General features: G+C 63.7%; 21 protein-coding genes, 1 tRNA gene and 1 pseudogene. 5 read left to right on the top strand and 18 right to left on the bottom strand.

The window, feature by feature from the left end:
• From LB528_RS07775 to LB528_RS07765, 3 genes and pseudogenes are all read left to right on the top strand, one after another.
• A pseudogene (locus LB528_RS07775) lies at positions 1–270 on the top strand (succinate--CoA ligase subunit alpha); the annotation flags it as partial.
• A complete protein-coding gene (locus LB528_RS07770) occupies positions 267–440 on the top strand; it encodes a hypothetical protein (protein ID WP_224714415.1) in 174 nt (57 codons plus the stop codon). The pseudogene LB528_RS07775 and the gene LB528_RS07770, both read left to right, overlap by 4 nt.
• Before the next feature lie 42 nt (positions 441–482).
• Positions 483–3,164 (top strand): phosphoenolpyruvate carboxylase, encoded by a 2,682-nt coding sequence (locus tag LB528_RS07765; protein WP_224714414.1) that lies wholly within the window; start codon positions 483–485, stop codon positions 3,162–3,164.
• A 150-nt stretch (positions 3,165–3,314) separates the two neighbouring features.
• On the opposite strand, the gene LB528_RS07760 is transcribed toward LB528_RS07765, so the two are convergent.
• A tRNA-Leu gene (locus LB528_RS07760) sits at positions 3,315–3,399 on the bottom strand.
• A gap of 239 nt (positions 3,400–3,638) precedes the next feature.
• Here LB528_RS07760 and lipB point away from each other — a divergent pair.
• Both lipB and LB528_RS07750 read left to right on the top strand, forming a co-directional pair.
• Complete coding sequence (gene lipB / locus LB528_RS07755) at positions 3,639–4,382, top strand: lipoyl(octanoyl) transferase LipB (protein WP_224516272.1); 744 nt, start codon at positions 3,639–3,641, stop codon at positions 4,380–4,382.
• A gap of 494 nt (positions 4,383–4,876) precedes the next feature.
• The gene (locus tag LB528_RS07750) at positions 4,877–5,020 is read left to right on the top strand and encodes a hypothetical protein (RefSeq protein ID WP_224516273.1); all 144 of its coding nucleotides are present in this window, start codon (positions 4,877–4,879) and stop codon (positions 5,018–5,020) included.
• A 225-nt stretch (positions 5,021–5,245) separates the two neighbouring features.
• Here the strand turns inward: LB528_RS07750 and LB528_RS07745 are convergent, their stop codons facing one another.
• From LB528_RS07745 to nuoF, 17 genes are all read right to left on the bottom strand, one after another.
• Positions 5,246–5,929 (bottom strand): ABC transporter ATP-binding protein, encoded by a 684-nt coding sequence (locus tag LB528_RS07745; protein ID WP_224714413.1) that lies wholly within the window; start codon positions 5,927–5,929, stop codon positions 5,246–5,248.
• Positions 5,926–7,212: a lipoprotein-releasing ABC transporter permease subunit gene (locus LB528_RS07740; protein ID WP_224714412.1), complete on the bottom strand. Its 1,287-nt coding sequence runs from the start codon at positions 7,210–7,212 to the stop codon at positions 5,926–5,928. The genes LB528_RS07745 and LB528_RS07740 overlap by 4 nt, the downstream gene beginning before the upstream one ends.
• Positions 7,209–8,537, bottom strand: coding sequence for a proline--tRNA ligase (proS, locus tag LB528_RS07735; protein ID WP_224714411.1), 1,329 nt, complete (start codon positions 8,535–8,537; stop codon positions 7,209–7,211). The genes LB528_RS07740 and proS overlap by 4 nt, the downstream gene beginning before the upstream one ends.
• 573 nt (positions 8,538–9,110) lie before the next feature.
• Positions 9,111–9,395 carry a DUF1467 family protein gene (locus tag LB528_RS07730; protein WP_224714410.1) on the bottom strand — a complete coding sequence of 95 codons (285 nt, stop codon included), beginning with the start codon at positions 9,393–9,395 and terminating at the stop codon, positions 9,111–9,113.
• The gene (gene mce / locus LB528_RS07725; protein WP_224714409.1) at positions 9,392–9,796 is read right to left on the bottom strand and encodes a methylmalonyl-CoA epimerase; all 405 of its coding nucleotides are present in this window, start codon (positions 9,794–9,796) and stop codon (positions 9,392–9,394) included. The genes LB528_RS07730 and mce overlap by 4 nt, the downstream gene beginning before the upstream one ends.
• 108 nt (positions 9,797–9,904) lie before the next feature.
• The gene (locus LB528_RS07720) at positions 9,905–11,575 is read right to left on the bottom strand and encodes a ribonuclease J (RefSeq protein ID WP_224714408.1); all 1,671 of its coding nucleotides are present in this window, start codon (positions 11,573–11,575) and stop codon (positions 9,905–9,907) included.
• Positions 11,576–11,671: 96 nt separating this feature from the next.
• The gene (locus LB528_RS07715) at positions 11,672–12,493 is read right to left on the bottom strand and encodes a biotin--[acetyl-CoA-carboxylase] ligase (protein ID WP_224714407.1); all 822 of its coding nucleotides are present in this window, start codon (positions 12,491–12,493) and stop codon (positions 11,672–11,674) included.
• A gap of 4 nt (positions 12,494–12,497) precedes the next feature.
• Positions 12,498–13,934: an NADH-quinone oxidoreductase subunit NuoN gene (gene nuoN, locus LB528_RS07710; protein ID WP_224714406.1), complete on the bottom strand. Its 1,437-nt coding sequence runs from the start codon at positions 13,932–13,934 to the stop codon at positions 12,498–12,500.
• 13 nt (positions 13,935–13,947) lie between these two features.
• A complete protein-coding gene (locus tag LB528_RS07705) occupies positions 13,948–15,453 on the bottom strand; it encodes an NADH-quinone oxidoreductase subunit M (RefSeq protein ID WP_224516282.1) in 1,506 nt (501 codons plus the stop codon).
• Positions 15,453–17,426: an NADH-quinone oxidoreductase subunit L gene (gene nuoL / locus LB528_RS07700; protein WP_224714405.1), complete on the bottom strand. Its 1,974-nt coding sequence runs from the start codon at positions 17,424–17,426 to the stop codon at positions 15,453–15,455. The genes LB528_RS07705 and nuoL overlap by 1 nt, the downstream gene beginning before the upstream one ends.
• Before the next feature lie 11 nt (positions 17,427–17,437).
• Positions 17,438–17,746, bottom strand: coding sequence for an NADH-quinone oxidoreductase subunit NuoK (gene nuoK, locus LB528_RS07695; RefSeq protein ID WP_040982022.1), 309 nt, complete (start codon positions 17,744–17,746; stop codon positions 17,438–17,440).
• Between the two features lies 1 nt (position 17,747).
• Positions 17,748–18,368 carry an NADH-quinone oxidoreductase subunit J gene (locus LB528_RS07690; protein WP_140545674.1) on the bottom strand — a complete coding sequence of 207 codons (621 nt, stop codon included), beginning with the start codon at positions 18,366–18,368 and terminating at the stop codon, positions 17,748–17,750.
• A gap of 238 nt (positions 18,369–18,606) precedes the next feature.
• Positions 18,607–19,098, bottom strand: coding sequence for an NADH-quinone oxidoreductase subunit NuoI (gene nuoI, locus LB528_RS07685; RefSeq protein ID WP_224714404.1), 492 nt, complete (start codon positions 19,096–19,098; stop codon positions 18,607–18,609).
• Complete coding sequence (gene nuoH / locus LB528_RS07680) at positions 19,098–20,141, bottom strand: NADH-quinone oxidoreductase subunit NuoH (RefSeq protein ID WP_224714403.1); 1,044 nt, start codon at positions 20,139–20,141, stop codon at positions 19,098–19,100. The genes nuoI and nuoH overlap by 1 nt, the downstream gene beginning before the upstream one ends.
• Before the next feature lie 2 nt (positions 20,142–20,143).
• On the bottom strand, positions 20,144–22,225 hold the full coding sequence (nuoG, locus tag LB528_RS07675; protein ID WP_224714402.1) for an NADH-quinone oxidoreductase subunit NuoG: 2,082 nt from the start codon (positions 22,223–22,225) through the stop codon (positions 20,144–20,146).
• Between the two features lie 74 nt (positions 22,226–22,299).
• Complete coding sequence (locus LB528_RS07670; RefSeq protein WP_224714401.1) at positions 22,300–22,983, bottom strand: NADH-ubiquinone dehydrogenase; 684 nt, start codon at positions 22,981–22,983, stop codon at positions 22,300–22,302.
• Between the two features lie 77 nt (positions 22,984–23,060).
• Positions 23,061–24,365: an NADH-quinone oxidoreductase subunit NuoF gene (gene nuoF / locus LB528_RS07665; protein WP_224516288.1), complete on the bottom strand. Its 1,305-nt coding sequence runs from the start codon at positions 24,363–24,365 to the stop codon at positions 23,061–23,063.
• Between the last annotated feature and the right edge of the window lie 5 nt (positions 24,366–24,370).

Raw genomic sequence — 24,370 nt, 5'->3', positions numbered from 1 at the left:
ATCGGCGAGATCGGCGGCCCGCAGGAAGCCGAAGCCGCGATCTGGGCGCGCGACAATATGAGGAAGCCGCTGATCGCCTACATCGCCGGCCTCTCCGCCCCGAAAGGCCGCCGCATGGGCCATGCCGGCGCCATCATCTCCGCGTTCGGCGAGTCGGCGCAGGAAAAGGTCGAGATCCTCAAGGAAGCCGGCGTCGTCATCGTGCCGACCCCTGCGTCCTTCGGCGAAGTGGTGGCCGATACGCTGGCACGGACGAAGAAGGCGGCTTGACGGCCGACCAGGCGAAAGTCGGGGAAGCAGAAAGTGAAGCCAGTCTCGTGCCGGCGATCTTCGCGATCGCCGGCCCCCGATCGGCTCGCCTTGCGGTCGACGCCGCCTTGGCAAAAAAGCAATTCGAAGAAACTGCGCAGCAATTTTTGTCGGGAATTGCGAACACTTAGCGCGGCTACAGCGGCGATCGACGAACGTTCGGACCAGCGGCTTTGGAACAGAGCAAACCCATCAAGTTTCGTGAGGACGAGCGCAGCCTGCTGTTGCGCCTGCTGCTTCAGGTCGCGAGCGCACGCGAGCCCGAGATCGCCGCAGTCCTGAGCGGCCGCAGGTCGCTCGTCTCGCTGGCCCTCGAGCAGCGCATCCCGGCGCTTCAGGCGAGCGGCGTCTGGTTTCAGTTGCTGGCGATTGCCGACGAGTTGCTTGCCATGCGGGCGCGGCGCGAGCTCGAGCAAGGCGCGGGCGCCGACGAAGTGCCTGGGTCGTTCGCCAGCGTGATTGCCGAGATGGCAGCGAACGGCCACTCGGCGGCCGAAGCTCAGGCGGCGCTCGACGAACTTTGCGTCGGCCCGACCATGACCGCGCATCCGACGGAGGCAAAACGCGTCACCGTGCTGGAGATCCACCGCCGAATCTATCGCAAGCTGACCGAGCTCGACCAGCCGCGCTGGGCGCCGCGCGAACGCGATCTCCTGGTCGCCGACCTGGAGAGCGAGATCGAGCTTTTGTGGATGACGGGCGAGCTGCGGCTGGAGCGCCCGACGGTCGAGCGCGAGATCGCCTGGGGACTGCATTTCTTCCGCGAAGTCATCTTCGAGGCAACGCCGCAGCTCTATGGCAAGCTTCAGGACGCTTTCGAGCGTCACTATCCCGGCGAGCCAATCAAAATTCCCTCCTTCATGCGCTATGCCTCGTGGATCGGCGGCGACCGCGACGGCAATCCGAATGTGACGGCCGAAGTCACCGCCTACGCCATGGCCGAATACCGCAACACCGCCATAGGCTGGTATCTGGCGCAGCTGCAGCGGCTGGTGTCGGTGCTCAGCGCCAGCACGAACGTCATCGAGCTGCCGGCCAGTTTTAAGCAGGTGCTGCAATCAGCGCTTGAGAGGAGCGGAGAGTCGCAAGCGATCGCCGCGCGCAACCCTGACGAACCGCTCCGCCAGTTCGCTTCGGCCCTGCTTGCCCGACTGGTCGCCACGCGCGACGGCGGCAAGGCGGCGTACCTCTCGGCGGAGGCGTTTCGGGCCGATCTCAACGCGCTGTCTTCGGTTCTGGAAGCGATCGGAGGGCGCGCGGTGGCCAGGCGTTTCGTCCAGCCGCTGCTTTGGCAGGTCGGAAGCTTCGGTTTCCGCACGGTCGCGCTCGACATCCGGCAGAACTCCACGGTCGTCAACCGAGTGCTGGCCGAACTGTTCGCGCTGACCGATCCGGCCGATCCCGTCGCCCCCGGCACGCCGCAATGGTCGGCGCGTATTCGCGCGGCGCTGAGCCAGGGTGAGCGGCTGGAGATCGACGAAAGACGGCTCTCGCCCGAAGCAGCCGAGCTGCTTTCGACATTCTCGGTTATCGCCAAGCAGATCTCGGGCCCCGATGCCGATGCGGTCGGCTCTTTCGTGCTCAGCATGACCCGCTCGGCCGACGATCTGCTCGCGGTCTACCTGCTGGCGCAATATTGCGGACTGTCGACCGCGCCCGGTGGCGGCGGCACGATCAGGCTGCGGATCGTGCCGTTGTTCGAGACCATCGCCGATCTGCAGGCAGCCCCTGCCATCCTGAACGGGTTGCTCGGCGTCTCGCTGGTGCGGCGGACGGTGCGCGATTTCGGCGCGCGCCAGGAAATCATGCTTGGCTATTCGGATTCCAACAAGGATGGCGGCTTCCTCGCTTCGAATTGGGAGTTGGCCAAAGCGCAAAAGCGCCTCGCCGCCATCGGCCGCAAGCACAACACCAGGATCAGCTTCTTTCACGGCCGCGGCGGCTCCGTCAGCCGCGGCGGCGCGCCGACCGGCCGGGCGATCGCGGCGCAGCCGCAGGGCACCGTCGCCGGATCCATGCGGGTGACCGAGCAGGGCGAGGTCGTGTCGTCGAAATTCGCCAATCGCGGCACCGGCCTCAACCAGCTCGAGGTTCTCGCCGCCGCCGTGCTGGCGCATGGTGTCCGATCCACCGGCAATGCTAGGCCTAAGGAGACGCCGGAGTTCGACGAAGCGCTGGAAGCGCTGGCGGGCATGTCGCAGGCGTCCTACGCCGGATTGATGGCCGAGCCGGGCTTCCTCGACTATTTCAACCAGGCGAGCCCGGTCGCGGAACTGGCGCTCTTGAAAATGGGCTCACGCCCGGATCGTCGCTTCGGCGCCAGCGGCATTGCCGACCTACGCGCCATTCCATGGGTGTTCGCCTGGAGCCAGAACCGACATCTGCTGACCGGCTGGTATGGCATCGGCAGCGCGTTGAACGCCTTCGTCACGGTGCGCGGCGAGGCCGGGCGCGAGCTTCTGGCCCGCATGTTCGAGCACTCGCGCTTCTTCCGCCTGATCGTCGACGAGGCCGAGAAGACGCTCTACCAATCCGACATGGAAATCGCGCGGCTCTATGCCGGCCTGGTATCCGACGGCGATGCCGCGCGACGAATCCACGCCCGCATCGCCGCCGAATACGAGCTGACACGGCGCCTGATCGGCGACCTCACGGGAGGCGATCTTTCCGCCCGCTTCCCGATGTTCAAGCGGCGTTTCGACAATCTGCGCCGGCAGATGGACGATATTCACCGGCTGCAGATCGAGCTGCTGCGTGAGGTCCGGACAAGCACGGGCGCAGATCAGAAGCGGGCGACCGACGCCCTGCTGGTGTCGATCAACTGCATCTCGGCTGGACTGGGGTGGACGGGGTAGGCACCGTTTGCCGAGTTGCCGGGATCGCCTCGCGTCAAAGCCTTCGGCGGTGTGGTCTCATCGCCCGCCGCCGCTTGACTTTGATCCAATGAACCGCAGGCAGCAACGAGAACGGTCGCGCCGATGCCAATTCTACAGGGTCAGGGAGAATGGTGCGGTCGAGAAGACTCGAACTTCCACGGGTTGCCCCACAGCGACCTCAACGCTGCGCGTCTACCAATTCCGCCACGACCGCACGTGGTAGGAGCCGGAACCGTCCGGCCCGGGGCCTGTAGCAAATCGTTTCCGGCGAAACAAGTGCGCTGAGCGGAATATTCGCGAATGCGTATCACCCACAACTGCACAGCGGTTTTGGGAGGCCGACGTGCATCGGACACAGCGGCTGGCACAAGCCACCGTGGCCCGGCTTCACGTTGGCGGAACTGGACGTTTTGGCCGATTGCCGCCATATGAGAGCAGCATCGAGAAAGTTCCATGACAGAACGCAGCCAGATCGCCACGTCGTTCCTTCCCCTGCCTGGTTCGGCGCCGGTGGAATGGGTGATCGAACCCGGCCTTACGTCCTATCCGGATGCGCTCGCCTTCATGGAGGCACGCGCGGAGGCGATCCGCAGCGGTGCCGCCGGCGAGATGGTCTGGTTGGTCGAGCATCCGCCGCTCTACACCGCCGGAACCAGCGCGCGAATTGAAGACCTGATCGATCCCGACCGCTTTCCCGTCTTTGCCGCGGGCCGCGGCGGCGAATACACCTATCACGGTCCCGGCCAGCGCGTGGCCTATGTGATGCTCGACCTGAAGCGCCGGCGCGAGGATGTGCGCGCCTTCGTCGCGGCGCTGGAGCAATGGATCATCGCCACGCTCGCCGCCTTCAACGTGCGCGGCGAGCGGCGCGAGGATCGTGTCGGCGTCTGGGTGGTACGGCCGGACCGGCCGGCCCTGCCCGACGGCTCACCCGCCGAAGACAAGATCGCGGCCATCGGTATCCGGCTGCGGCGCTGGGTGAGCTTTCACGGCATCGCCATCAATGTCGAGCCGGATCTCGGCCATTTCAGCGGCATCGTGCCCTGCGGCGTCTCGGACCATGGCGTGACCAGCCTCGTCGATCTTGGCATTCCCGTCACCATGGCCGATCTCGACCTGGCGCTGAAATCCGCTTTCGAGGATCTGTTCGGGCCTGCCGCTGTTCCGGCTGCGGAGCCTGCTCGCAAGGTCGGCTGAGGCAACCCTCTCGCCAGGACAATCTGACCAGCGCCGTCCCTTCGCCGTCCAAGGGCTCGGCGGAGAGGATTTCGCCGGACCATCCCGCATTGCCGCCGAATGGCGTCAACCTTTCCTTAACCCTGCCCAAACGGATCGCCCGAAATCAATCTGGCGCACCCAGGCGGTCGTTGACATTCGAACAAAATTAGAACAAATTACGAACATTCCAACAACGGAGGCTGTTATGTCTGATCTGGTTCAGGATGTCGTCTCGCTGGTTTGCATGAGCACCTTTCTCGTTTCCATGGCGATTTGGATCGGCGCCATGTGATCGGGCGGCTTCGCCGCTACCGGGACGGGCAACGGCCCGCCCGTTGTTCGGGCCGGTAACAAGACCGCTCGTAGGACAGGCAAAGCCCGCCTGGGACGGGCAAGAGCCCGTCCATTATTGTTAAGTCTTTCTTGGCCGGGCTGACGCCAGGCTGCTCCTTCAAGACAGAGAGCCAAGGCAAGTGTCGGTCACCCTCGTGGCCGGCAATCTCGGACTGATCTTCCTTTTGATGACCGTGCCGCTCGGATTGCGCACGGTCACCGTCAGCCGCGTGATCAAGGCCGATCGCCAACGCCTCTGGCAGGCGCTGTGGCCGGCGGATTAGGCTCTTTGCGCAGAGCCAGGGCAAGCCAAGATTCGGATCAGGCTGAGCCGAGGACGGTAGTTTCCGAGAACCGGCCTACGCCGGCCGTAGCCTTCATAAAGCAAAGACACTTATGAGGGCTTCGGCCGGCGAAGGCCGGAACGGAGCGTACTTAAAGTACGTGAGTACCGGAAGCGCAGGAACCTGCCGTCCGCAGGCCAGCCTTATCCGAATATCGGTTTGGCCTTAGAGCGGCACGACCTTGCCCTCGGCCAACGTCACCCGCCGGTCCATGCGTCCGGCGAGCTCGTGGTTGTGGGTGGCGATCAGCGCCGCGAGGCCCGACTGCCTGACCAGCGCCTCCAGCGCATCGAAGACATAGGAAGCGGTGACCGGATCGAGATTGCCGGTCGGCTCGTCGGCCAGGAGCACCAGCGGCGCGTTGGCGACGGCGCGGGCAATGGCGACGCGCTGCTGCTCGCCGCCGGAAAGCTCGGCCGGCCGGTGCTGCGCGCGCTTGCCGATCTGCATATAGTCGAGAAGCTGCACCGCCCGCTCGGATGCTTCCTTGCGGCCGAGCCCCTTAATCAGCTGCGGCATCATGATGTTTTCGAGCGCGGAGAACTCCGGCAGCAAATGATGGAACTGATAGACGAAGCCGACATCGTTGAGGCGGATCGCGGTGCGCTCCTCGTCCGACAGCCGTCCGCAGGCACGGCCGGCAAGGATCACGTCACCCGCGTCGGGGCGCTCCAGCAGGCCGGCCGTGTGCAAAAGGGTCGACTTGCCGGTGCCCGACGGCGCCACCAGCGCCACCATCTCGCCGCGCCTGAGCGAAAAATCGGCGCCGTTCAGAATGGTAAGCTTGCGCGGCCCCTGGACATAGTGCCGCTCGACGCCCTTCAACTCGATAATGGCCTCGGCCATCATTCGTACCTCAAGGCTTCGACGGGATCGAGCCGGGCGGCACGCCAAGCCGGGAACACCGTCGCGAGGAACGACAGGCCAAGCGCCATGATGACGACATACGTCGTCTCGCGCGGATCCATCTTCGCCGGCAACTGGCTGAGGAAATAGAGCTCGGGATTGAACAGGATCCTGCCGGTCATCCAGGAGAAGAACTGGCGGATCGATTCGATGTTTAGGCAGATGACGACGCCGAGCAGAACGCCGGCGATCGTGCCGGTGACGCCGATCGCAGCGCCCGTCATCAGGAAGATGCGCAGGATCGCGCCGCGCGAGGCGCCCATCGTGCGCAGGATGGCGATGTCGTGGCCCTTGTCCTTCACCAGCATGATGAGGCCGGAAATGATGTTGAGCGCCGCCACCAGCACGATCAGCGTGAGAATCATGAACATGACGTTGCGCTCGACCTGCAGCGCCGAGAAGAAGGTCTCGTTGCGCTGGCGCCAGTCGACGAGCTCGACCGGCCGCTGCGCCGCCTGCTCGACCAGCGGCTTCAGCGCATCGACATTGTCGGGATTGTCGACATAGATCTCGATGGTCTGCGCGCGCCCGTCCATGTTTAAATAGAGCTGCGCTTCCGAAAACGGCATGTAGACGATCGAGCTGTCATATTCCGACATGCCGACCTCGAAGATCGCCGCCACCTTATAGCCCTTCATGCGCGGCGTGGTGCCGAGCGGCGTCACGTCGCCGTCCGGCGAGATCAGCGTGATGGTGTCGCCGAGCACCAGCCCGAGGCTTTCGGCCATGCGCTTGCCGATCGCCACGCCGTCGCCGGTGTCGAAACCGTCAAGCGTGCCCTGCTTGATGTTGCTGGCGACGATCGAAATCTTGCCGAGGTCCTCGCCGCGGATGCCCCGCACCAAGGCGCCCGTGCCGCCGCCGACATTGCCTTGCGCCAGGACCTGGCCGTCGATCAGCGGGATGGCGTATTTGACGCCCGCGACGCCGTTGATGCGGTTCGCCACCTGGGCGTAATCCTCCAGGGGCGAATCGAGCGGCTGCACGATGAGATGGCCGTTGACGCCGAGGATGCGGGTCAGCAATTCGGCGCGGAACCCGTTCATTACGGCCATGACGACGATCAGCGTCGCGACGCCGAGCATGATGCCGAGGAAAGAGATCGAGGCGATGACCGAGATCACCGTCTCCTTGCGGCGCGAGCGCAGGTAACGCCACGCCACCATGCGCTCGAAGCCGGAGAAAGCGCCTGCCGCTGATCTGGCCGCTGCCGCCGGCTTACTCATGCGGCGATACCCAGACGCTTCTTGGCCTCGGCGATCGGCAGCGTCTCGCGCTCGCCCGATTTGCGGTTCTTGATCTCGACCTCGCCGGCGGCCACGCCGCGCGGGCCGACGATCACCTGCCACGGCAGGCCGATCAGGTCGGCGGTGGCGAATTTGCCGCCGGGACGCTGGTCGGTGTCGTCATAAAGCACGTCCTTGCCCGCCGAAGTCAGAGCCGTATAGAGCTCGGCGCAGACGCGGTCGCATTCGCCGTCGCCGACCTTCATGTTGATCAAGCCGATATCGAAGGGCGCCACCGCTTCCGGCCAGATGATGCCGTTCTCGTCATGGCTCGCCTCGATGATCGCCGCGACCAGCCGCGACGGACCGATGCCGTAGGAGCCGCCAGAGGCGAAGTGATCCTTGCCGTCGGGTCCGGTCACCTTGGCGTTCATCGGCTTGGAGTATTTCTCGCCGAAATGGAAGATGTGGCCGACCTCGATGCCGCGCGCCGAGACCTGCTCGCTTGGCGGAACGTTCGCCCAGGCCGCCTCGTCATGCATCTCGTCGGTGGCGGCATAAGGCGTCGTCCACTTCTTCACGATATCGCCGATCTCGGCGTCGTTTGAGAAGTTCGTTCCGGCGCCCGGCACGTCGAGCGTGAGATAGGCGCGGTCGCAGAACACCTGGCTCTCGCCGGTTTCGGCCAGGATGATGAACTCATGGCTGAGGTCGCCGCCGATCGGACCGGTATCGGCCCGCATTGGAATGGCCTGCAGGCCCATGCGTGTGAACGTCCTGAGGTAGGAGACGAACATACGGTTGTAGGCGGCCTTGGCGCCCTCGAAATCGAGGTCGAACGAATAGGCGTCCTTCATCAGGAATTCTCTGCTGCGCATGACGCCGAAACGCGGACGCACCTCGTCGCGGAACTTCCACTGGATGTGGTAAAGATTGAGCGGCAGGTCCTTATAGGACTTCACGTAAGCGCGAAAAATCTCGGTGACCATCTCTTCGTTGGTCGGCCCGTAGAGCATGTCGCGGTCCTGGCGGTCCTTGATGCGCAGCATCTCCTTGCCGTAGTCGTTGTAGCGGCCGCTTTCGCGCCACAGATCCGCCGACTGGATGGTCGGCATCAGGATTTCCAGCGCGCCGGCGCGGTTCTGTTCCTCGCGGATGATCTGGCAGACCTTGTCCAGCACGCGCTTGCCCAACGGCAGCCACGAAAAGCTGCCCTGCCCCTGCTGGCGGATCATGCCGGCGCGCAGCATCAGCCGGTGCGAGACGATCTCGGCCTCGCGGGGATTTTCTTTGAGAATGGGCAGGAAGTAGCGCGACAAACGCATGAACTGGTCCGTGAGTGAAATGGCGGCGCGGGGAATCGGCGCGCCTCAGGCTGCTTGCCCGGGCTTCATAGCCATTTCAAGGCCGAATGGAAACCCGAGTGCCCCAAAGTATCGGGCCTTCTGCACCTTACCAAAAAGGCGATTTTGGCCGCGAAGTGCCGCAAATCGCTATTTGATCGATTCACAAGCAAGCCCTGCCGCACTATTGTGCAGTGCAGCACGATATTGCCCGTTTCGGGGCAAAATTCTTCGTGACATTTTCACCTGCCCTGGTCTAGTGTGCGCCGATAACCGAGAGGGCGGAGAAAAATCTGCTCTCCTACGCGGTCAAAGTCTTGGGAGGATGCGATCTAGGCGCGGTAACTCGCTGCCGCCGGACACCGGAAACGGATCGGACGCGTTTAAATTGCAAGGCCTCGTGCCTTGCATTTTTTTTGTGCAATCATCTGCTTAGCACGACCATCTGCCAAACAGCATCGCCATTCGTTAGCCACCGAATTCGGAAGCCGGCTTCCGAATTCAACTTTGGCGCGCGTATGCTGCTTAATACTTCGGGAGACTGTATTCTCGGCGTCAGTGATGGGCATTCGGACTAAAGTCCGGCATGATCCGCATGATGTCGTCGAAGCTGAATCCCAGCCCTATCGTAAGACCGTAGAGAATGCCCATGACGACCACCGTCACGATCGTCGCGCGGGTGAAAGCGCGCAACATGTGCGGTCCGCGCGGAGCGCTGGAAACGGTGCCCAGCGTGACATCCTGATCGTCGTCCTGCGTGCGCAGGCTGAACGGCAGAACAACGAACAGAACCAGCCACCAGGTGACGAAGAACAGCGCGGCGAACAGGATCCAGTTCATGCCTGCTCCAGTTCGACCAGCGTGCCGAAGAAATCCTTGGGATGCAGGAACAGCACCGGCTTGCCATGCGCGCCGATCTTCGGATTGCCGTCGCCCAGCACGCGCGCGCCGCTTGCTTTCAAATGATCCCGGGCAGCCATGATATCGTCGACCTCATAGCAGACGTGATGCATGCCGCCCGAAGGGTTCTTCTCGAGGAAAGCCGCGATGGGCGACGTCTCGCCCAGCGGCTCCAGCAACTCGATCTTGGTGTTGCCGACATCGACGAACACCACGGTCACGCCATGCTCCGGCAGCGCCTGCGGCTCGCTCAGCCGCGCGCCCAGCACATCGCGATAGGCAGCCACCGCCGCGGCCAGATCCGGCACGGCAAGCGCGACATGGTTCAGGCGTCCAAGCATCAAGCGCTCCGCTTTAGGGGAATAGGGGAGTAGGGCAGTAGGGGAATAGGGGAAAAATAGGCAATTGCTCGTCCTTCGCTACTGCCCTACTGCCCTACTCCTCATTCGTCACCGCGTGACGAATACCGTCACCAGCGGCTTCTTGCCCCAGGCTTCGTTGGCGGCGCCGCGCACGGCGCGACGCACCGCCTCCTGCACCAGGTCGAGGTCTTTTCGGCGCTGGCGCGGAATGGAGTCCACCGCGCCGATTGCCGCATCGAGCATCAGGTCCTCCAGCGTCTCGCCGCGGGCATCCGCCTCCGCGACGCCGATCGCCACCAGATCAGGGTCACCGGCAAGCTCATATTTGTCGTCGAGCACGACGTTGACCGCGACATGCCCGGCGAAGGAAAGCTTGCGGCGGTCGCGTATCCCCATCGCCTGGTCGGTGCCGATCAACAGGCCGTCCTTGTAGAGCCGGCCGAACGGCACCTGGTCGATGATCGTCGCAGGACCAGGCCATAGCCTCAGCATGTCGCCGTCGCGCACCTGCGCCACCTGGCCGATGCCCGACATCGACATAAGCGAGCCCTGCGCCACCAGATGCGCCGCCTCGCCATGCACGGGAACGCCGATCTGCGGCCGGACCCATTCATACATCTTGCGCAATTCGCTGCGGCGCGGGTGGCCGGAGACATGCACCAGCGCGTCGCCGTCCTCGATGATCTTCATGCCGAGATCGATCAGCCGGTTCTTGATCTCGAGAATTCCTTTTTCGTTGCCGGGAATGGTGCGCGAGGAAAACACCACCGTGTCGCCGGCCGTCAGCGCCACCGACTTCATCTCGTCACGCGAAAGCTTGGCAAGGGCAGCCAGCGGCTCGCCCTGGCTGCCGGTGCAGATGATCACCAGGTTCTCGCGCGGGATATAGCCATAGTCCTCCTCGGCGATGAACTCCGGCAGCCCGTCCATGTAGCCGAGCTCGCCCGCCACATCGATAACGCGCTTCAGCGAACGGCCGAGCACCAGGCACTGCCGGCCGGCATCGCGTGCCGCCCTGGCGATCGAGACGATGCGCCCGACATTGGAGGAGAAGGTGGTGACCGCGACGCGTCCCTTCGCACTCTCGATGACGCCCTTGAGACCCTCGCCGACAGCGACTTCCGACGGCGACTCCCCTTCCCTCAGCGCGTTGGTGGAATCGCAGATCAGCGCCAGCACGCCCTTGTCGCCATAGGCGCGGAAGCGTGCCTCGTCGGTCTTCGGGCCGATCGTCGGCGCCGGGTCGATCTTCCAGTCGCCGGTGTGGATGACGGTGCCGGCGGGCGTGGTGATCGCCAGCGACATCGGCTCGGGGATCGAGTGCGCCACCGGAATGGCCTCGATCTCGAAAGGCCCGATGGTGAATTTCTCGCCGGCCCGATAGATCGACGCCGGGATCTTCGGCGCGCCCTGTTCGCCCTGCCGCTTGGCCTCGAGCAGGCCGGCGGTGAACGGCGTCATCCAGACCGGCGCCTTGAGCTTCGGCCAGATATCGAGCAGCGCGCCGTAATGGTCTTCATGCGCGTGGGTGATGACGATGCCGCGCAGCCCGTCGATATTCTCCTCGATGAAGCGCGTATCGGGCAGGATCAGGTCGACGCCGGGATGCGCGCTGTCGGGGAAGGTCACGCCTACATCGACGATGATCCATTCGCGTGCGTCGGCAGGCCCATAGCCATAAAGGGCGAAGTTCATGCCGATCTCGCCGACGCCGCCCAGCGGCGCGAAGACGAGCTCGGCGTTTTCTCTATTCGCCATCAATTCTTTCCTTCCTGGCCGCTTTGGCCAAGCCGTTGGCGCAATTCCGGGAAAAGCGCGTCACGGCTTTCCGTCCGGAATTGCACAAAAACAAAATTATACCCGGGCCGAGGCAACCGCGCCGAAATGCACGTCGCCGGCCGCGATCGTCAAAACCGATCCATCATCGTCGCGGATCACAAAACGGCAGTCCTCGTCAATGGTTTCGAAGACGCCGCGCACCACATTGCCGTCAATTCTGACAGCAACCTCGCCGCCGAGCCCTGCCGCGCGGGCAAGCCAGCGCTTTCTGATGGCATCGAGCCCGCGCCCATCATCCCACAGCCTGGCATTCTCGCTCCAGGCATCCGAAAGCGCCAGGAACAGCGTTTCGGCATCGCAAGTGGCGCCGAGCGCCTGCAGCGACGTCGCCGGATAAGGCAAATCCTCAGGATAAGCCACGACATTGACGCCGATGCCGATAGCGACGGCAAAGCGCCCGCCATCGAGCATCGCCGACTCCAACAGGATGCCGGCAAGCTTGGCGCCAGAGGCCAGCACGTCGTTCGGCCATTTCAATTCGAAGCGGTTGCGGCCCTGGCCTGCGCCATCCAGGGCGACGGCGATCCGGCCTTTCGGCACGACGGCGTCGAGCGTGTCGGCCAGCGCAAGCCCCGCGACGAAGCCGAGCGTCGCGGCCAGCCGAAGCTCGCCGCCGGGAACCAGGAGCAGCGTCGCCGCGAGATTGCCTTCCGGCGTCGCCCAGGCACGGCCACGCCGGCCGCGACCGCTCTCCTGCTTCTTCGAAACGACCCAGAGCTTGCCGGGATCGCCGGCGCGCGCGTGTTCCAGCGCCAGCGCATTGGTGGAGCCGACGCTGTCATGCGCCTCGAGCCGGAACCCCTCCGACGCCGCCGTTGGAGCCAGTCGAAACGCCATCCCGTCAGAAGAAGGTCTTCGCGGCGGCTTCGGCATAATTGCCGATCGGCCCGCCGATCAGCACATAGAACAGCACGAAGGCGCCGCTGACGCCGAGCACCAGGCGCAGCTCGCTCGCCATCGGCACGAAGCCGCCGACGGGCTCGTCAAACCACATGATCTTGATGATGCGCAGGTAATAATAGGCGCCCACCACCGAGGCCAGCACGCCGATGATCGCCAACGCGTAGAGATGCGCGTTGATGGCGGCCAGGAACACGTACCACTTCCCCCAGAAGCCGGCGAGCGGCGGGATGCCGGCCAGCGAGAACATCAGGATGGTGAGGATGGTGGCCATGATCGGGTTGGTCGAGGCGAGACCGGAGAGATCGCTGATCTGCTCGACATTGCCTTCCTTGCGCCGCATGGCGAGGATGAAGGCGAAGGTGCCGAGCGTCATCACCAGATAGATCAGCATGTAGATGGCGACGCCGCGCACGCCGGCCTGGCTGTTGGCGGCAAGGCCGACCAGCGCGTAGCCCATATGGCCGATCGAGGAATAGGCCATCAGGCGCTTGATGTTGGTCTGGCCAATGGCCGCGAAAGCGCCAAGCGCCATCGAGGCGATCGAGATGAAGACGACGATCTGCTGCCAGTCCGAGGCGATCGGCTTGAAGGCGCCCATGGTGACGCGCACGATCAGCGCCATCGCCGCCATCTTCGGCGCGGCGGCTAAGAAGGCGGTGATCGGCGTCGGCGCGCCCTCATACACGTCCGGCGTCCACATATGGAACGGCACGGCCGAAATCTTGAAGGCGAGGCCGGCAAGCACGAACACCAGGCCGAAGACCAGGCCGAGCTGACGCTCGCCGCTGCCAAGCGCCGTTGCGATCTCCTGGAAGCCGGTGTTGCCGGTGTAGCCGTAGACGAGGCTGATGCCGTAAAGCAGCATGCCCGACGACAGCGCGCCGAGGACGAAATATTTCAGACCCGCCTCGGTCGAACGCAGATTGTCGCGGTTGATCGCCGCCAGCACATAGATCGCCAGCGACTGCAGCTCAAGCCCGAGATAGAGCCCGATCATGCCGTTGGCCGAGATCATCAGCATCATGCCGAGCGTGCACAAGAGCACCAGAACCGGGAATTCGAACTTGTCGAAATGTTCTTGGCGCGCAAAGCGCATCGACATGACCAGCGTCACCGCCGAGCCGATCAGCGCCAGCATCTTCATGAAGGCGCTGAAGGAATCCTGCACGAAGGCGCCGCCATAAGCAGCGCCCTGCGTGCCGGAGAAGGCGAGCCACAGGCCGGTCACCACCAGCACGATGACGGCCAGGCCGGTCACGGTCATGGTGCTGTTGGAGCGCGAATAGGCCCCGATCATCAGGAGCACCAGCGCACCGACGGCGAGGATCAGTTCCGGCGTCGAGAGCGAAAGGCTGGAGAGAAGGTCCGGCGTCATGTCTATTCCCCAGTCAGTTCGCCGCCGCGGTCTGCGCGGAATTGATGGATGCGGTGACGTTGGTGACGAGCGTCTTGACCGATTGGGCCGTCGCGTCGAACACCGGCGCCGGATAGACGCCGAAGAAGATGACCAGCACCACCAGCGGATAGACGATCGCCTTCTCGCGCGGCGAGAGATCCAGCAGGTTCTTCAAGCTGTCCTTGGTCAGCGCGCCGAAGATCACCCGGCGGTAAAGCCACAGCGCGTAGGCCGCCGACAGGATGACGCCGGTGGCGGCGAAGAACGCCACCCAGGTGTTGACCTTGAACACGCCGAGCATAGTCAGGAACTCGCCCACGAACCCGCTGGTGCCGGGAAGACCGACATTGGCCATGGTGAAGATCATGAACACCGTGGCGTATTTCGGCATGTTGTTGACGAGGCCGCCATAGGCGTCGATCTCGCGCGTATGCATGCGGTCATAGATGACGCCGACGCACAGGAACAGCGCGCCCGAGACGAGGCCGTGGCTGAGCATCTGGAAGATCGCGCCCTGCACGCCTTCCTGGTTCATCGCGAAGATGCCCATGGTGACGAAGCCCATATGGGCGACCGACGAATACGCGATCAGCTTCTTCATGTCCTCCTGCATCAGCGCCACCAGCGAGGTGTAGATGATGGCAACGACCGAGAGCGTGAACACGAGCGGCGCAAACATCGCCGACGCTTCCGGGAACATCGGCAGCGAGAACCGTAGGAAACCGTACCCGCCCATCTTCAGGAGGATGCCGGCCAGGATGACGGAGCCCGCGGTCGGCGCCTCGACATGCGCGTCGGGCAGCCAGGTATGCACCGGCCACATCGGCATCTTCACCGCGAAGGAGGCGAAGAAGGCGAGCCATAACCAGGTCTGCATGTTGGCCGGGAAGTGATGCGTCAACAGCGTCGGTATATCGGTCGTACCCGACTGGAAGAACATCGCCATGATGGCGAGCAGCATCAGCACCGAGCCGGCGAGCGTATAGAGGAAGAACTTGAACGAGGCATAGACGCGCCGCTTGCCGCCCCAGACGCCGATGATGATGAACATCGGGATCAGGCCGGCCTCGAAGAAGACGTAGAACAGGACGATGTCGAGCGCGCAGAACACGCCGATCATCAGCGTCTCGAGGATCAGGAAGGCGATCATATAGGCCTTGACCCGCTTCTCGATCGCATCCCACGAGGCCAGGATGCAGAGCGGCATCAGGAAGGTGGTCAGGATGACGAACAGCATCGATATGCCGTCGACGCCCATATGGTAGGAAATGCCCGAATCCAGCCAGGCGTGCTTCTCGACGAACTGGAAGCCGGCCTGCGAATTGTCGAAGCCCGTCCAGATGAACAGCGAGACGACGAAGGTGAACGCTGTCGTGATGAAGGCGATGGCGCGGATGTTGCGGCGCGCGTTTTCGCTGTCGTCGCTGATGAACAGGATGAGCAGAACACCAACCAGCGGCAGGAAGGTGACCAGCGAGAGAATTGGCCAGTCGGTCATCAGAGCATCATCCAGGTGACGAGAGCGGCAACGCCGATCAGCATGGCGAAGGCATAGTGATAGAGATAACCGGTCTGCAGCTTGACGACGCGGTTGGTGACGTCGACGACGCGCGCCGAGATGCCGTCGGGGCCGAGGCCGTCGATGACGGCGCCGTCTCCGGTCTTCCACAGGAACCTGCCGAGGCGCTTCGCCGGCCGCACGAACAGGAAGTCGTACAGCTCGTCGAAATACCACTTGTTGAGCAGGAAAGCATAAAGCAGCCGATGATTGGCGGCGACGCTTCGGGGAAGTTCTGGCGAGCGGATGTAGAATTTCCAGGCCACCGCGAGGCCGATCACCATGGCGACGAAGGGCGCCAGTTCCACCCAGAGCGGCAGCTCGTGGATCTCGTGCAGGATGTGATTGTCAGGCAGCGTGAACAGCGACGCCTTCCAGAATTCAGCATAGCCCTCGCCGATGAAGGCACCGTGGAAGAGAACGCCCGCGAATAGCGCGCCGGCGGCCAGCACATAGAGCGGCACCAGCATCACCGGCGGCGATTCATGGACATGGTGCATGACCTCGTGGCTGGCGCGCGGCTCGCCGTGGAAGGTCATGAAGATCAGCCGCCAGGAATAGAAGCTGGTGAAGCAGGCGGCGACCACCAGCAGGATGAAGGCGAAGCCGGCGACCGCATTGTGGCTGGCAAAGGAGGTCGCGATGATGGCATCCTTGGAGAAGAAGCCGGCGGTGCCGATCACCGTTGCCGGAATGCCGACGCCGGTCAGCGCCAGCGTGCCGACGATCATCATCCAGTAGGTCGCCGGGATGAGCCTGCGCAGGCCGCCCATCTTGCGCATGTCCTGCTCGTCGGACACGGCGTGGATGACCGAGCCGGAGCCGAGGAACAGCAGCGCCTTGAAGAAGGCATGCGTGAACAAATGGAAGATCGCCGCGCCATAAGCGCCGACGCCGAGCGCCACGAACATGTAGCCGAGCTGCGAGCAGGTCGAATAGGCGATGACGCGCTTGATGTCGTTCTGGACGAGGCCGACGGTCGCCGCGAAGAAGGCGGTGAAGGCGCCGATGAAGGTGACGACGGTCAGCGCCGTATGCGAAAGCTCGAACAGCGGCGACAGCCTCGCCAGCATGAAGACGCCGGCGGTCACCATAGTCGCCGCGTGGATGAGCGCGGAGACCGGTGTCGGGCCTTCCATGGCGTCGGGCAGCCAGGTGTGCAGCGGCACCTGCGCCGACTTGCCCATGGCGCCCATGAAGAGCAGCAGGCAGACCACCGTCAACGCCGTCTGCTTGTCGAGCGCATGGCCAAGGAAGGTAAGCACGGCAACACCCGCCGGCGCGCCTTCTGCGGGCACGAACGAGGCCGCATTGGCGAAGACGGTGCTCAGATTGACCGAGCCGAACAGCACGAACACGCCGAAGATGCCGAGCGCGAAGCCGAAGTCGCCGACGCGGTTGACGACGAAAGCCTTGATCGCCGCGGCATTGGCCGACGGCTTCTTGTACCAGAAGCCGATCAGCAGATAGGAAGCAAGACCGACGCCTTCCCAGCCGAAGAACATCTGGATGAGGTTGTCGGCCGTCACTAGCATCAGCATGGCGAAGGTGAAAAGCGACAGATAGGCGAAGAAGCGCGGCCGGTTCGGATCGTGGTGCATGTAGCCGATCGAATAGATGTGGACCAGCGCCGATACGGTGTTGACGACGATCAGCATCACCACCGTCAGCGTGTCGATCCTGAGCGCCCAGGACGCGTCGATGCCGCCCGATTGAATCCAGCGCAGCACCGGCACGGTGAACACCTCGCCATGGCCGAAGCCGACGGTGAAGAAGGCAACCCACGACAGCACCGCCGCGATCACTAGGAAGCCGGAGGTGATGTATTCGGAAGCCTTGGCGCCGAGCGAATTGCCGAACAGACCGACGATCAGGAAGCCAAGCAGCGGAAGGAAGACGATAGCCTGATACATGATGGTTCCCGTCAACCCTTCATCGCGCTCACGTCTTCGACCGCGATCGAGCCGCGGTTGCGGAAGAAGACGACAAGAATGGCAAGACCGATCGCGGCTTCAGCGGCCGCGACCGTCAGCACGAACAGGGCGAAGACCTGTCCGACGAGGTCATGCAGCGCCGCCGAGAACGCGACGAAATTGATGTTGACCGCAAGCAGGATGAGCTCGACCGACATCAGGATGACGATGATGTTGCGGCGGTTCAGGAAGATGCCGAACACGCCGAGCGTGAACAGGATCGCCGATACGGTCAGGTAATGTGCAATGCCGACGACCATCTCAGATGCCCTCGCCCGATTTGACTTTGCGGATTTCCATGCCCGTCGCCGGCGTGCGGGCGACCTGCGCGGCGATCGACTGCCTCTTGACGCCTTCCTTGTGGCGCAGCGTCAGCACGATGGCGCCGATCATGGCGACCAGCAGCACAAGGCCGGAAATCTGGAAATAATAGAGGTAGTCAGTATAGAGGATGTCGCCGAGCGCCGCCGTGTTGGAGCGGGTGGCGAGATCCGGCGTTGCCTTGGCCACCGTCGAGGCAAGCTGCGGCGCGAATGTGTAGCCGCCGAGCACGACGATCAGCTCGGCCGCCAGGATCAGCCCGACCAGCGCGCCGATCGGCGCGTATTGCAGCGCACCCTCTTTCATCTCGGCGAAGTCGACGTCGAGCATCATGACGACGAACAGGAACAGCACCATCACCGCGCCGACATAGACCACGAGCAGGATCATCGCCAGGAACTCGGCGCCGGTCAGCATGAAGAGGCCCGCGGCGTTGAAGAAGGTGAGGATCAGGAAGAGCACCGAATGCACGGGGTTGCGCGACGAAATGACCATGAAGGCCGACGCCACGGCGATAAAGGCGAAGAGGTAGAAAAAGGCCGCCTCTAGTCCACTCAGCATGGGTTCCCCCGGGGTTCCTGTCCGGACATTGGGCCCTGAGCCCTTGTCCGATATTCGCCGCCGCCTCCGGCTGGCAAAGTTGCGTGTTCCTAGCGCATGTTCCGATCGGGTTGAAAGACCCGATCGAAAGAAACATGCGCCACTTTTTCATTCCGGAGGATGATCTTGTCCGAAAAGTCTGCAACTTTTCGGGATCGTCCTCTGGACGAAGCCCCTCGCCCCGTCCATGCGTCAAATGTCAGCGATAGGGCGCATCCAGCGCGATGTTGCGCACCAGCTCACGCTCCCAGCGATCGCCGTTCGCGAGCAGCTTTTCCTTGTTGTAGTAAAGCTCCTCGCGCGTCTCGGTCGCGAATTCGAAATTCGGCCCCTCGACGATGGCATCGACCGGGCAGGCTTCCTGGCAGAAGCCGCAATAGATGCACTTCACCATGTCGATGTCGTAGCGCACGGTGCGGCGGGTGCCGTCATTGCGGCGCGGGCCAGCCTCGATGGTGATCGCCTGCGCCGGGCAGATCGCCTCGCAAAGCTTGCAGGCGATGCAGCGTTCCTCGCCGTTCGGATAGCGGCGCAGCGCATGCTCACCGCGGAAACGCGGGCTGGTCGGCCCCTTCTCATGCGGATAGTTGATCGTTTCCTTCGGCGCGAAAAACTGGCGCATCGACAGGAAGAAGGCGCTGACGAAATCCTTCAGCAGCAGCGATTTTGCGGCCTGGGCCAGAGCGGACATCACGCAAACCCCGTGATCTTGAGGAAGGCCGCGGTGGCGACGACCATGAACAGCGAAATCGGCAGGAAGACTTTCCAGCCCAGCCGCATCAGCTGGTCGTAGCGGTAGCGCGGCACAAAAGCCTTCACCATTGAGAACATGAAGAACATCAAGCAGATCTTCAGCACGAACCAGATCACCCCCGGTACCCAGGTGAAGGGCGCGAAGTTGAACGGCGGCAGCCAGCCGCCGAGAAACAGGATTGTCGCCAGCGCGCACATCAGCACGACGGCGACATATTCGCCGAGGAAGAAGAGCAGGAACGGCGTCGACGAATATTCAACCATATGGCCGGCGACGAGTTCCGATTCTGCTTCCACCAGGTCGAAAGGCGGGCGGTTCGTCTCGGCAAGCGAGGAGATGAAGAACACCACGAACATCGGCAACAGCGACAGCCAGTGCCAGTCGAGGAAGGTATTGGGCAGGCCGAGCCTGGTGCCGAGACCGTCCTGCTGCGACATGACGATGTCGGAGAGGTTGAGCGAGCCGACGGTGAGCAGCACGGTGACGATGACAAAGCCGATCGAGACTTCGTAGGACACCATCTGCGCGGCCGAGCGCAGGGCGCCGAGGAACGGGTATTTCGAGTTCGACGCCCAGCCACCCATGATCACGCCGTAGACCTCGAGCGAGGAGATGGCGAAGACATAGAGGATGCCGACATTGATGTTGGCGATCGCCCAGCCCTCATTGACCGGAACCACCGCCCAAGCCGAGATCGCCAGCACCGCGGACACCAGCGGCGCCAGAAGGAACACGCCCTTGTTGGCGCCCGACGGGATCACCGGCTCCTTGAAGACGAATTTCAGAAGGTCGGCAAAGGCTTGCAGCGTACCCCACGGACCGACGACGTTCGGGCCGCGACGCAGCTGCACTGCTGCCCAGATCTTGCGGTCGGCATAGAGCAGGTAGGCGACGCCGATCAGCAGCACGACGATCAGCACGACCGACTTCAGAAGGATCAGCAGCGCCGGCAGCACATAGATTGAGAGGAAGGTGTCCATGCTTATTCCGCCGCCTGCTTGAAGCCGCTCTTGGCCAGCGCCGAGCATTCGGCCATCACGGCCGACGCCCGCGCGATCGGGTTGGTGAGATAGAAGTCCTTCACCGGCGAGGTGAAGGTGCCCTTGTTCAGCCGGCCGCCGAGCTTCGCCACCTTGGCGATATCGTCGCCACTGCCGGCCTGCACCTGGTCGATGCGGGCGAGATGCGGGAATTCGCCATAGAGCTTGGCGCGCAGCTGCGCCAGCGAATCGAAGGGCAGCTTCTTGCCGAGCACATCCGAAAGTGCCCGCAGGATCGCCCAGTCCTCGCGCGCCTCGCCAGGGGCGAAGCCGGCGCGATTGGTCTGCTGCACGCGGCCTTCCGTGTTGACATAGGTGCCCGACTTCTCGGTGTAGGCCGCGGCCGGCAGGATGACATTGGCGCGGTGCGCGCCGGCATCGCCATGCGTGCCGATATAGACGACGAAGGCGCCGCCGGTCTTGGCCATGTCGATCTCGTCGGCGCCGAGCAGAAAGAGCACATCGGTGTCACCCAGCATGCCGGCGACGTCCTTGCCGCCCTCACCCGGCACGAAGCCGACATCGAGGCCGCCAACTCTTGCCGCGGCGTTGTGCAGCACCGCAAAGCCGTTCCATTCGGCCGTGACCGCGTTGACGGCAGCCGCGAGCTTCGCCGCCAGACCGAGCACGGCCGCGCCATCGGAGCGCGCCAGCGCGCCCTGGCCGACGATGATCAGCGGATGCGTGGCCTTGCTCAGCACCTCGAAGAACTTGCCGTTGCCGTCGGCAATGTCCTTCAGCGATTCCGGGCCGGCGCCGATCAGCTCATAGTCGTAGCGTGTGTCGCCGATCTCGCCGATGACGCCGACCGGCAGATTGCCGACGCGCCAGCGCTTGCGGATGCGAGCGTTGAGCACCGAAGCCTCGAAGCGCGGATTGGCGCCGATGATCAGCACCGCATCGGCCTGCTCGATGCCTTCGATCGTCGGGTTGAAGATGTAGCTGGCGCGGCCGAGCGAGGGATCGAGCGCTGCGCCATCCTGGCGGCAGTCGATGTTCTTCGAGCCGAGCGCGGCCATCAGCTGCTTGAGCGCGTAGATTTCCTCGACTGCGGCGAGGTCGCCGGCGATCGCGCCAATCCGCTCGGGCGCGGTCTTTGCAACCTCGTCCCTGATCGCGGTGAAGGCTTCCCCCCAGCTCGCCGAAACAAACCTGCCGTTCTTGCGCACATAGGGGCGGTCGAGGCGCTGCGTGCGCAGGCCATCCCAGATGAAGCGGGTCTTGTCGGAAATCCACTCCTCGTTCACCGCCTCGTTGACGCGCGGCAGGATGCGCATCACCTCCCGGCCTCTGGAGTCGACGCGGATCGCCGAGCCGACGGCATCCATGACGTCGATCGATTCCGTCTTAGTCAGCTCCCACGGCCGCGCCTGGAAGGCGAACGGCTTGGAGGTCAGCGCGCCGACCGGGCACAAATCGATGACGTTGCCCTGCAGCTCCGACGTCATCGCCTGTTCGAGATAGGTGGTGATCTCGGCATCCTCGCCGCGGCCGATCAGGCCGAGCTCGGAAATGCCGGCGACCTCGGTGGTGAAGCGGACGCAGCGCGTGCAATGGATGCAGCGGTTCATCACCGTCTTGACCAGCGGGCCGATATACTTGTCCTCGACCGCGCGCTTGTTCTCGTGATAGCGCGAGGAATCGACGCCGAAGGCCATCGCCTGGTCCTGCAGGTCGCATTCGCCGCCCTGGTCGCAGATCGGGCAATCGAGCGGATGGTTGATCAGCAGGAACTCCATCACGCCTTCGCGGGCCTTCTTGACCATCGGCGTGTTGGTGAAGATTTCCGGCGGCTCGCCATTCGGGCCCGGGCGCAGGTCGCGCACGCCCATGGCGCAGGAGGCCTGTGGCTTGGGCGGACCGCCCTTCACCTCGATCAGGCACATGCGGCAATTGCCGGCGATCGACAGCCGCTCGTGGAAGCAGAAGCGCGGCACTTCCGCGCCGGCGTCCTCGGCCGCCTGCAGCAGCGTGTAATGGTCGGGTACCGTGATCTCTTTCCCGTCGACCTTCAGCTTTGCCATTCGCCTCAAACCTCTGCGGATGTCCCGCAATCTATCCTTCCGGGCGCGACTGAAGCCGCGCCCGGCATTTCAATTCACATCTTCGCGGCGAGTGCCGCGGCCTGGGCAGTCCAGTTGTCGCGGCCGATGCGGCCGGCGAGCGACAGGTAATCTTCCACCCAGGCGATCTCTTCCGACGTCCAGGCGGCGATCTGGCCATAGGTCCAGATGCCGAGACCGTTGAGCACCTTTTCCAGCTTCGGTCCGATACCCGAAATCGCCTTCAGGTCCGACGGCTTCGCCGGCTTGTCGATTGCCTTCGGCTGCCTGAAATCCTCGGGCATCAGCCCCGTTGCGGCCGGTTGGGCGACAATATCGGCCCCGGTCGCGTCGAGCGCCTTCTCGGTCGCGTTCGCCGCTATATCGGTCACATCCTGGGCGAAGGTCTGAGCTCTGGCGATCAACGTCTCGGTCGCCTTGCGCGCCTTGGAGGCGTTGGCGGCCGCTTCGTGCTGCGCCTCGAGATCGCCGAGGAAAGGCTGGAACATGCGCTGCGAAGCCTCCAGCGCGCCGGTGAACGCGCCCATCCACATGCCGACGGCGTGGTTGGCCAGACCGATGCCGAGCGCCGACATCGCGGCGGCACCCGCGACCGGATGCGCCAGAAGGTTGACGGCGCTGGCCATCTCCTTCGGCATCATCTTGGTCAGGTCCTGGTTCATTTTCTCGAGTTGGTCCAAATCAGGCATGAACGGGTAAGGTATCGAATACAGCGCCATAGAGATCTCCTGGTCGTTTCTTCGTATGCCCCGCCCCTGCTTTTTAGTCTTCGGGCCAAGCCCGTATTTCGAAATTCTTATTCCGCCGCCACCATCACCGGCTCGACCCGGTGCGCGTTGCGCGAAAACTCGTCGATGCGACGTTCCACCTCGCCGCGGAAATGCCGCATCAGGCCTTGGATCGGCCAGGCCGCCGCGTCGCCCAGAGCGCAGATCGTGTGACCCTCGACCTGCTTGGTGACGTCGAGCAGCATGTCGATCTCGCGCTTCTGCGCCTCGCCGCGCACCAGCCGCTCCATCACCCGCCACATCCAGCCGGTGCCTTCGCGGCACGGCGTGCACTGGCCGCAGCTCTCATGCTTGTAGAAGTAGGAAAGCCTGGCGATCGCCTTCACGATATCCGTCGACTTGTCCATGACGATGACAGCCGCCGTGCCGAGGCCGGATTTCAAGTCGCGCAGCGCGTCGAAATCCATCGGCGCATCGATGATCTGCTCGGCCGGCACCAGCGGCACCGAAGCGCCGCCCGGAATGACCGCGAGCAGATTGTCCCAGCCGCCGCGAATGCCGCCGCAATGCGTCTCGATCAGCTCGCGGAACGGGATCGACATCGCTTCTTCGAAAGTGCACGGATTGTTGACGTGGCCGGACACGCAGAACAGCTTGGTGCCGGCATTGTTCGGGCGGCCGAAGGACGAGAACCAGGCGGCGCCCCGGCGCAGGATGGTCGGCGCCACCGCGATCGATTCGACGTTGTTGACGGTGGTCGGGCAGCCATAGAGGCCGACATTGGCCGGGAATGGCGGCTTCAGCCGCGGCTGGCCCTTCTTGCCTTCGAGGCTTTCGAGCAGCGCAGTCTCCTCGCCGCAGATATAGGCGCCGGCGCCATGATGCATGTAGATGTCGAAATCGTAGCCGGACGTGTTGTTCTTGCCGATCAGCTTGGCTGCATAAGCCTCGTCGATGGCGCGCTGCAGCGCCTCGCGCTCGCGGATGAACTCGCCGCGCACATAGATGTAGGCGGCGATCGCGCCCATGGCGAAGCCGGCGACCAGCGCGCCTTCGACCAGCGTGTGCGGATCGTTGCGCAGGATATCGCGGTCCTTGCAGGTGCCGGGCTCGGATTCGTCGGCATTGATGACCAGATAGCTCGGGCGCCCGTCGCTCTGCTTCGGCATGAACGACCATTTCAATCCGGTCGGGAAGCCGGCGCCGCCGCGCCCGCGCAGGCCCGACGCCTTCATCTCGTTGACGATCCAGTCGCGGCCCTTGGCGATGAGGCCCGGCGTATCGTCCCAAATGCCGCGCGACTGCGCGCCGGCCAACGACTTGTCGAAGAGGCCGTAGATGTTGGTGAAGATGCGGTCTTTGTCCTGAAGCATTTATC

It is taken from the genome of Mesorhizobium sp. CA4 (assembly GCF_020165075.1).
In the GTDB taxonomy this organism is placed as follows: domain Bacteria; phylum Pseudomonadota; class Alphaproteobacteria; order Rhizobiales; family Rhizobiaceae; genus Mesorhizobium.
The sequence above is the reverse complement of the archived record's forward strand: the minus strand, read 5'-3'. Positions and strand labels throughout refer to the sequence as shown.